A 9,343-nucleotide genomic window follows, 5' to 3' on the forward strand; every position below is an offset into this window, starting at 1 on the left:
GAGTGAAGGGGTATGAAAAATATGTTCAAAAAGCTGATTTTTACTGGTGCCGTATTAGGTTTGGCTTTTAGTTTGGCAGCCTGTAGCGATTCGGGCAAAAGTAGCGGATCAGCGGATAAGCCCACGATCAAAATTGGATCAAAAAACTTCACGGAGCAATATATCCTCGGCGAATTGTACGCACAGGCACTGGAAGCAGCGGATTTTAATGTCGAGCGGAAGCTTAATCTTGGCGGAACGCAGGTGGCCTTCACAGCGCTCAAAAGCGGTGAAATCGACTTATACCCTGAATATACGGGGACGGCGCTGCAGGATGTCTTGAAGGAAGCGGCAGTCAATGATGAAACAGCTGTTTTTGAGGCGGTAAAGAATGGGKACAAACAAAAGTTTGATATCGATACGCTCAATCAAACGCCATTTAACAACACTTACGTAATCGTAACTACCGCCGAGATTGCGGAAAAATACGGATTAAAAACACTTTCTGATTTGTCTGCAAAAGCGCCGGAGCTGAATTTTGCGTTAATTCCTGAGTTTGGCGACCGGGAGGACGGCTTGCCTGGCTTGCAAAAAACGTATGGCGGCTTTGTTTTCAAATCAGCTAAATTGTTTGATATCGGCTTGAAATACAAAGCTTTAACGGATAAGCAGGTTGATGTCACGATCGGATTCGGAACAGACGGTCAAATTGCCGGTTTTAATCTGGTTTCGCTGCAGGACGACAAGAAGCTTTGGCCTCCTTACCATGCCGTTCCGCAAGTGCGCGGCGAGGTGCTGAAGAACAATCCTGAGATCGGCGAAATATTGAACAAGCTTAATGCATTGCTGACGGATGAAGTTATGGCCTCTTTGAACTGGGAAGTAGACGGTGAAGCGAAAAAAGAACCGGAAGATGTAGCGAAAGCATTCCTCAAAGAAAATGGATTCCTCAATTAATAGGAATGCAAGCTATGGGAGGTGACCCAAGATGAGCGGAATTGAATTTCAACAGGTGATCAAGTTTTATCCGGGCACGGAAAAACCGGCTGTCAACGATGTTAGCTTAACGGTAAATAGCGGTGAATTTATCGTCCTGCTCGGCACTTCGGGATGCGGGAAAACGACGCTGCTTAAGATGGTTAACCGTCTTTACGAGCAAACAGCGGGCAATATTCTGATCGACGGTGTCGATACAAAAAACGTGCCGGTCAACGAGCTAAGAAGACGAATTGGTTATGTCATTCAACAAAGCGGGTTGTTTCCCCATATGACGGTGGAACAAAATATAGCCGTCGTTCCGGAGATGCTCGGCTGGGACAAAGCGAAGATTAGCGCAAGAACGGATGAGCTGCTGGAGCTTGTTCATCTTGAGCCTGCATTATATCGCAAAAGATATCCGCGCCAGCTCTCCGGCGGACAGCAGCAGCGGATCGGGCTTGCGAGAGCGCTTGCGGCGGACCCGCCGTTTATGCTGATGGATGAGCCGTTCGGCGCGATTGACGCGATAACGAGAACCAAGCTGCAGGATGAATTGATCCATATTCAGAAGAAGCTGCACAAAACGATCATGTTCGTCACGCATGACGTGGAAGAGGCGCTTCGGCTCGCAGATAAAATCATTATTATGAAAGACGGAGAGGTCGTTCAATACGACTCGCCTCTCCAGCTAATCCTTCATCCCAAAAATGATTTCGTCCAGAACTTAATGGGCGGAGACGATATGATTCGTAAAATCAGCCTCATCCAAGTTAGCGCGGCCATGGAGAGAGTCAGCACATCAAATGTGAATCCGTCCATGCCTACGATTTCTGAATCGGGCGACCTTAAGGCAGTGCTTGATATTTTGCTGCGCACAGGCGCCGAGGCTGTTCAGGTCGTAGGGGTAGTCGGTCTCGAAAATCGGGTAATCGGCAAGGTTTCACTTTCCCATATCCAAAATCTACTGACGCCTGCGTATCGGAAAACGGCAGATATATAAGCCTCATCCCGCGTGTGAAATAGCTAGTTATTGGAGGTGATTCGTTATGGGCAGCATCCTAATTGACGGCAGGACCATTCGAATAGATGACGTCGCTGCGGTCGCGAGAAAGGGATGGAAGGTAGAGTTGGCCGAGGATGTCAAAGCCAAAATCAATAAATGCCGCAGCTATGTGGATCGCTTTGTAGCCGAGCAGCGTCCTGTATACGGCATTACGACGGGACTGGGTGAATTGTGCAAAGTCAGCCTTACGCGTGAAGAAGCGGCGAAGCTGTCCAAAAACGTCGTGATGAGTCATGCATGCGGGGTTGGCGAGCCTTTGAAGGCGGATCAAGTACGAGCGATCTTGTTTGCGGCGGTCGTCAATTTCTCGCAAGGCTACTCAGGCATTCGGCTGGAGACCGTCGAGACGCTCATCCAAATGCTGAATGAAGACGTGACGCCATGGGTGCCATCGCAGGGCTCAGTAGGTTACCTGACCCATATGGCTCATATTTCACTTGTCGTGATTGGGCTAGGTGAGGCTTATTATAAAGGCCGCCTGCTTTTGGGAGCGGAAGCGATGGAGGAAGCGGGAATCAGCACGCTGGAGCTCAAAGAGAAGGAAGGGCTCAGCCTCGTAAACGGAACGGTGTGCATGAGCGGCATTAGTGCCCTCGCGATCTTAGACTGCATGCAGCTGGCAAAATGGGCGGATATCGCAGGGGCGATGAGTTTTGAAGCATTAAAAGGCACCTATTATGCGTTTGATGAGCGTATTCATAAAGTACGGCCATTTAAAGGGCAACTGCAGGTTGCAGACAATCTCCGCAGGCTAATTGCTTGCAGTGAAATTAGCGAGCAATCCAAGGATCGCAGAATCCAAGATGCGCTTAGCATCCGCTCCATTCCGCAGGTGCATGGCGCGTGCCGCGACAAAATGATGCATGCCGCAGAAATCGTGGAAATGGAGCTAAACTCGGCAACCGATAATCCGCTCATTTTCGATGACGGAGCGGGCGGCATTTCGATCTCGGCCTGCAACGCACATGGAGAGCCGCTCGCATTGACGATGGATATGACGGCGATTGCGGTAGCGGAGCTCGCTAATATTGCGGAGCGCCGAATCGATAGGCTGGTAAATCCGCATACGAGTGAGCTGCCTGCATTTTTGGTGGAAAAAGGCGGTTTAAACAGCGGTTTCATGATTACCCAGTACGTAGCTGCCTCTTTGGTTGCAGAAAATAAGGTATTGTCGCATCCGATCTCCGTCGACTCAATTCCAACGTCTGCGTATCAGGAAGACCATGTCAGCATGGGAACGCCGGCAGCGCTGAAAGCCGTTCAAGTCATTCGCAATGCTTTCAAGGTGATCGCAATCGAGCTGCTGACAGCCGCACAAGCATTAGAGTTTCATAAACCGCTTCAGTATGGCGCGGGAACTGGCACGGCGTACGCGCTCATCCGCAACCAAGTGCCCAAATGGACAGAGGACCGCGTATTTTACCCTGATCTGCAAAAGATGTTTTCTCTGGTAGAAGATGATGAAGCGATTCGTTTGGTTGAAGCAAAAATTGGTCTTCTTTAACTCATAAATCTTGCAAACGGAGGCGTTACAGATGAGCTACTCACAACATTCGATTATAAAGGCTCCACGCGGAGCTGCTTTGAATACAAAAGGCTGGGTGCAGGAAGCGGTATTGCGCATGCTCATGAACAATCTGGATCCTGAGGTCGCAGAGCATCCTGAGAAGCTTGTCGTATACGGCGGCATCGGCAAAGCGGCTCGGAGCTGGGAGGCTTTTAACGGCATCGTCGCAGCCCTGAAGGAGCTGGAGGATGACCAGACGCTGCTCGTGCAATCCGGCAAGCCGGTAGCGGTGTTCCGGACGCATAAGGATGCGCCAAGGGTGCTGCTGGCAAATTCGAATATCGTACCAGCCTGGGCTAACTGGGATAAGTTCCATGAGCTGGACCAAAAAGGACTGATGATGTACGGCCAAATGACAGCGGGAAGCTGGATCTATATTGGAAGCCAAGGAATCGTTCAAGGCACCTATGAATCGTTTGCCGAGTGCGCTAGACAGCATTTTAATGGAAGCTTGAAAGGCACGATAACGGTAACGGCAGGCATGGGCGGCATGGGGGGCGCGCAGCCGCTTGCTGTTACGATGAATGATGGCGTTGTGATTGGCATTGATGTTGACCGGTCACGTATCGAGAAACGGATTGAGACCCGTTATTTGGATACTTTCGTAGAGTCGCTTAGTGAAGCGATTAAGCTTGCTGAAGAGGCTAAATCCAAGGGTCGAGCGCTGTCGATTGGACTTGTTGGCAACGCAGCCGAACTATTGCCGCAGATGATTAAGCTTGGATTTATACCGGATGTCGTTACGGACCAAACATCTGCTCATGATCCTCTGAACGGCTATTTGCCGATTGGCATGTCGATGCAAGAGGGACAATTGCTGCGCGAGCAGAATCCAAAGAGATACGTAGAGCGTTCCAAAGCCAGCATGGCCGTACATGTAACAGCTATGCTGGAAATGCAGAAGCTGGGCTCTGTCGTATTTGATTATGGCAACAATATTCGCCAGGTTGCCTTTGACGAGGGAGTAACAAATGCATTTGATTTCCCAGGCTTCGTACCGGCCTATATCCGTCCGCAGTTTTGTGAAGGGAAAGGCCCGTTCCGCTGGGTTGCCTTGTCCGGCGATCCCGAAGATATTTACAAGACAGATGAAGTCATCTTGAAGGAATTTGCCCATAATGAGCATTTGTGCAAATGGATCAAAATGGCGAGAGAGCGCATTGCTTTCCAAGGTCTGCCTGCCCGAATTTGCTGGCTGGGCTACGGAGAGCGCGCGAGATTCGGCAAAATCATTAATGACATGGTCGCGTCCGGCGAGCTGTCTGCTCCGATTGTCATTGGCCGCGACCATCTTGATGCAGGCTCCGTCGCTTCTCCTAACCGTGAAACGGAAGCGATGCTGGATGGCAGCGACGCTGTTGCCGATTGGCCGATTTTGAACGCGCTTGTCAATACGGCTGCAGGTGCAAGCTGGGTGTCGGTACATCATGGCGGCGGCGTTGGAATGGGTTATTCCCTCCATGCAGGCATGGTGGTCGTTGCCGATGGGACAGCGGATGCCGCGAGACGGTTAGAGCGCGTATTGACCTCAGATCCTGGCATGGGCGTTGTCCGCCATGCGGATGCGGGTTATGAGCTCGCCATAACCACAGCGAAGAACAAAGGCGTGCAAATGCCAATGCTGACATAAGGAGGGATCTATGATGAATCCAATCCTTTATATAAAAAATGCGAATCAAGTTGTAACCGTCAGCGGGGCAAGCGTAAAGCCCAAAAAAGGCAAGGAAATGGCTGAGCTGGGCTTGATCGAGCACGGAGGCATCGTCATCGGGGGGGATCGTATACTATTTGCCGGTCCCGATGAGGAAGCGCAGGCTTTTGTAAATGATCTCACGGAAGAGCCCATCGTAATCGACGCAACGGGGAAACTTGTCACGCCGGGTCTAATCGATGCCCATACCCATCTCGTCTTCGCAGGAAGCCGGGAGAAGGAGCTGGAAATGCGGCTGCAGGGGGCGACCTATATTGAAATTTTGGAAGCTGGCGGCGGCATTCTCTATTCCACCACCCAAACCCGTCAAGCGTCGGAGGAGCAGCTGTTCGAGGAGTCCAAGAAGAGGCTAGACCGTTTTCTGCAGTATGGCGTAACGACGCTGGAAGCGAAAAGCGGTTATGGCTTAACGATTTCCGATGAGCTGAAGCAGCTCCGGGCAGCCCGAAAGCTGAATGAGTCGCATGCGATAGATATCGTATCTACGTTTATGGGCGCACATGCGGTCCCTCTTGAGTATAAGAGCGATCCTGAGGCTTATATAAAGATCGTTATTGAACAGATGCTGCCAGCTGTAGCGGAGCAAAAGCTAGCTGTCTTTTGCGATGTTTTTTGCGAGCATGGCGTGTTTACAGTCGATCAATCGGAACGGATATTGGAGGCGGGAAAGAAGCTTGGTCTAATTCCAAAAATTCATGCAGATGAGATTGTAACCTTCGGTGGCGCAGAGCTTGCCGCGAAGGTCGGCGCGATATCGGCGGATCATTTGCTGAAAGCTTCGGATGAGGGCATAGCCAGAATGGCGGAGGCTGGCGTTATCGCCGTCCTGCTGCCGGGCACCGCATTTTTCCTCATGGAAGAGCCGGCAGATGCTCGGAAAATGATTGAAGCTGGCGTTCCCGTGGCGCTTGCCACGGATCGGAACCCCGGCTCTTGTCCTACGGAATCGCTGCCGCTTATTATGAATTTTGCCTGTTTAAACATGAAGATGACACCGGCAGAGGTGTTGACAGCCAGTACCATTAACGCGGCGCATGCCATTGGCCTCGCAAAGGAGATCGGCAGCATTGAAGCTGGGAAGAAGGCGGATTTGGTGATTTATGACGCGCCAAACTATTTGTTTATCCAATATAACTTTGGAGTCAACCTAGTCGATACCGTTATCAAAAACGGCAAAGTAGTTGTAGGCGGAAATGACCGTGATTGATCGAATTGGCATTCGCAAAGGAGATCGGCACCCTATGATGAATCTACGTATTCAGCCTGATCGTTTGGAGAGGCAAATTCACGAATTAGGTAAAATCGGACAAAATGCACGCGGAGGCTTGGATCGTACGACTTTTACCCCTGCGGAGCTTAAGGCTCGAAGCTGGCTGATTGGCGAGCTTCAGGCGCTTGGGCTTGAAGTGAAGCTTGATCCTGCTGCGAATATATGGGCTAACCGGCAGGGCAGCGATCCCGATTTGCCGATCATTGCTTTTGGTTCGCATATCGATACCGTACCGAATGGCGGCAAATACGATGGAGCGCTTGGCGTTTTAATGGCTTTGGAAGTGATGCGCGTGCTTGAGGAAGAAGGCATAAAGACGCGGCATCCGCTTGCGCTTGTTTCGTTCAGCGCGGAAGAACCGAATCCGTTTGGTCTGTCAACCTTCGGGAGCCGGGCGGCAGCAGGGAAGTTGAAGCGGGCAGATCTTGACGGCGTGTATGACGATAAAGGCATCTCTATCGTTGAAGCACTTCATCATGCTGGAGGAGATGCTGAGCTCTTCGAAAAAACGAGGAGAGAACCTTCAGAATTCTCTGCGTTTCTAGAGGTGCATATTGAGCAAGGAAAACGTCTCCTTGCGCAAAATATTCCAATAGGCATCGTGACGGCGATTACGGGCATTTACCGGGAAGAAGTTATCGTTCACGGTCAAGCAAACCATGCTGGGACGACATTGATGAACGATCGCAAGGACGCGTTAATGCTGGCTTCGGAGCTGATGCTCGCGTTCGAAGCCGTGTGCCGCAATCATCCAGCCGATGAAGTGGTCGGAACGATCGGGCGAATCGCCAATTATCCGAACGCGGCGAATATCATTCCTGAGAAGGTAACGTTTAATCTCGAAGCGAGAGGGAAGTCTTCTGGGGAAATTCAGCAGGTCATCTCCCATTGGGATGGATTAGCCGAGGACATTGTACGCCGAAGGGGCGGTAAAATGGAGCGCCGCATCGTTTTGGATCAGGCGCCAGCTAAGATGGATCAAACCATTATTGAAGTGTGCAAGGAGCAGTCAGATGCTCTGGCATACGAAAATTTATATCTAGGCAGCATGGCAGGCCATGATGCGGTTCATATGTCGTCTTTGACCCGTGCAGGAATGTTGTTTGTGCCGAGCGTAGACGGGAAAAGCCACTGTCCGGAGGAAGAGAGCTTAATGGGGGATATCGAGAAAGCGGCCAATGTGATGCTTCACGCGATTTTGGCCTTGGATAAACGATTAGAGGAGTAGGAGGATGAACATGCAGCAATTATTTATTGCCGATTATATTTATACGCAGAATGCTTTTCAGCCGAAGCAAGCCATCCTCGTAGACGATGGTTTCATTAAGGAAATCGGTCCTGAGGATAGGCTGAGCACGCGGTACCCGGCAGCCGAGAAGATTTTGTGGACCGGCAAAGCGATTGTCCCGGGAACGGTTAATTCTCATAATCATTCTTTTCAAAGCCTGCTTCGCGGCATCGCCATCGATCGGCCGTTTCTGGATTGGCGAGATGAAGCTCTTTATAAATATACGCCGCTACTGGATGAAGAGGCGATTTATACCGGAGCACTGCTAGCCTTCGGAGAGATGCTGCGGTACGGCGTTACTACGGTAAGTGATTTCTTCTACGTTCATAACGGAGGAACCGCATTTGACGAGGCAGTTATTCGCGCGGCTAACGATCTCGGCATTCGGCTTGTATTTGCTCGGACAATGTACGATTGGTCCGGCGCTCCAATCGCCTATCGGGAGACTGTTGATGATGCGGTAAAGCGGACGCGCGAGCTTGCGGTCAAATACCAAGGCAATCAAATGGTGACGGTGCATCCCGCACCGCATAGCCCTCATGCGGCTTCGCCGGAGATGATTAAAGCAGGGCACCGGCTTGCGCAGGAGCTAGACACGCCTTTTCATATTCATGTAGCGGAAGAGATGTTTGAAGTCGAAGAAACGCTGCGGGACTACGGCTTGCGCCCGGTTCATTATTTGGATTCGCTGGGCGTGCTGGATGAGAGAATGATTGCTATCCATCTTGTCTGGCTGGACGATTCCGAGATCGAGCTGCTTGGCAAACGAAACTGCTCACTCGCATATTGCCCTTCCAGCAATATGTTCCTTGCTGACGGTGTAACCCGTATCCCAGACTTGCTGAAATCAGGCGTCAACATAACGCTTGGCACGGATGGCGCATGCAGCAACAACCGAATTAGCGTGTTCGAGGAAATGCGGATGTGCGCGATGCTGCAAAAGGTAACGAGGCTGGACGGGACCTGCATAACCGCTGGCCAAGTATATGAGATGGGGACGAAGCGTGCCGGTGATATTTTACGTCTGCCGATCGGTGTTCTGGAGCAAGGCGCATATGCCGATTTTGTAGCTTTGGATGTCCATGACATGTCGCTTGCTCCAAAAAACGAGTTATTTGCCAATATGGTATACGCCATGCAGCCGGGCGCCATTTCCTACGTTGTTGTAGGCGGCAAAGTGATTGTCGATAATGGAAAGCTCACAACGGTTCCAGAGAGAAACATCGTGCATCGTGTAGATTCCTTATTTGATAAATGGTCAACGGTTAAATAACAAAAACCCCTTCTGCTCTCAAGTGGGACTGACCCCATTTATGAGACAGGGATCAAAACACCTTTCAAGTTTAAACGGCCAGTCGCCTGTAATCAATCGGCGACTGGTTCTTTAGTTTCGTTTGAATACGAATTGCGTTATAGTAAGTGATGTAGTCTCGAACGGTCTGTTCAACGATTGCAGTCGTTGTATGGGTCAACCCTTCGAGGTAGAA

8 protein-coding genes are annotated in these 9,343 nt (G+C 50.7%); 7 read left to right on the plus strand and 1 reads right to left on the minus strand.

Annotated elements, in window-relative coordinates; translation table 11 throughout:
* Nucleotides 1–12 precede the first annotated feature (12 nt).
* Genes ADU23_RS22675 through ADU23_RS22705 form a run of 7 tightly spaced genes read left to right on the plus strand, consistent with a single transcriptional unit; the run spans nt 13 to nt 9,129 of the window.
* Nucleotides 13–936, plus strand: coding sequence for an ABC transporter substrate-binding protein (locus tag ADU23_RS22675; RefSeq protein ID WP_053375821.1), 924 nt, complete (start codon nt 13–15; stop codon nt 934–936).
* A 31-nt stretch (nt 937–967) separates the two neighbouring features.
* On the plus strand, nt 968–1,957 hold the full coding sequence (locus ADU23_RS22680; protein ID WP_053375822.1) for an ABC transporter ATP-binding protein: 990 nt from the start codon (nt 968–970) through the stop codon (nt 1,955–1,957).
* A 46-nt stretch (nt 1,958–2,003) separates the two neighbouring features.
* Nucleotides 2,004–3,524: a histidine ammonia-lyase gene (hutH, locus tag ADU23_RS22685; RefSeq protein WP_053375823.1), complete on the plus strand. Its 1,521-nt coding sequence runs from the start codon at nt 2,004–2,006 to the stop codon at nt 3,522–3,524.
* Nucleotides 3,525–3,555: 31 nt separating this feature from the next.
* Nucleotides 3,556–5,217 (plus strand): urocanate hydratase, encoded by a 1,662-nt coding sequence (hutU, locus tag ADU23_RS22690; protein WP_053375824.1) that lies wholly within the window; start codon nt 3,556–3,558, stop codon nt 5,215–5,217.
* A gap of 13 nt (nt 5,218–5,230) precedes the next feature.
* Entirely contained in the window at nt 5,231–6,505 is a 1,275-nt protein-coding gene (gene hutI, locus ADU23_RS22695; RefSeq protein WP_442950657.1) for an imidazolonepropionase, read from the plus strand.
* A 34-nt stretch (nt 6,506–6,539) separates the two neighbouring features.
* Nucleotides 6,540–7,796, plus strand: coding sequence for a Zn-dependent hydrolase (locus ADU23_RS22700; RefSeq protein WP_053375826.1), 1,257 nt, complete (start codon nt 6,540–6,542; stop codon nt 7,794–7,796).
* A gap of 10 nt (nt 7,797–7,806) precedes the next feature.
* The gene (locus ADU23_RS22705; protein WP_053375827.1) at nt 7,807–9,129 is read left to right on the plus strand and encodes an amidohydrolase family protein; all 1,323 of its coding nucleotides are present in this window, start codon (nt 7,807–7,809) and stop codon (nt 9,127–9,129) included.
* Nucleotides 9,130–9,199: 70 nt separating this feature from the next.
* On the opposite strand, the gene ADU23_RS32300 is transcribed toward ADU23_RS22705, so the two are convergent.
* On the minus strand, nt 9,200–9,343 hold a 144-nt coding region (locus tag ADU23_RS32300), incomplete at its 5' end, for an IS3 family transposase (protein WP_157266171.1).

The sequence above is a fragment of the Paenibacillus sp. FJAT-27812 genome (assembly GCF_001273905.1).
Taxonomy (GTDB): domain Bacteria; phylum Bacillota; class Bacilli; order Paenibacillales; family Paenibacillaceae; genus Pristimantibacillus.

What these genes read in the sequence shown, in the direction of transcription:
- hutI (WP_442950657.1), top strand. Translation starts at nt 5,231, where the DNA reads ATGAATCCAATCCTTTATATAAAAAATGCGAATCAAGTTGTAACCGTC.
- hutH (WP_053375823.1), top strand. Translation starts at nt 2,004, where the DNA reads ATGGGCAGCATCCTAATTGACGGCAGGACCATTCGAATAGATGACGTC.
- ADU23_RS22680 (WP_053375822.1), top strand. Translation starts at nt 968, where the DNA reads ATGAGCGGAATTGAATTTCAACAGGTGATCAAGTTTTATCCGGGCACG.
- hutU (WP_053375824.1), top strand. Translation starts at nt 3,556, where the DNA reads ATGAGCTACTCACAACATTCGATTATAAAGGCTCCACGCGGAGCTGCT.
- ADU23_RS22705 (WP_053375827.1), top strand. Translation starts at nt 7,807, where the DNA reads ATGCAGCAATTATTTATTGCCGATTATATTTATACGCAGAATGCTTTT.
- ADU23_RS22700 (WP_053375826.1), top strand. Translation starts at nt 6,540, where the DNA reads ATGATGAATCTACGTATTCAGCCTGATCGTTTGGAGAGGCAAATTCAC.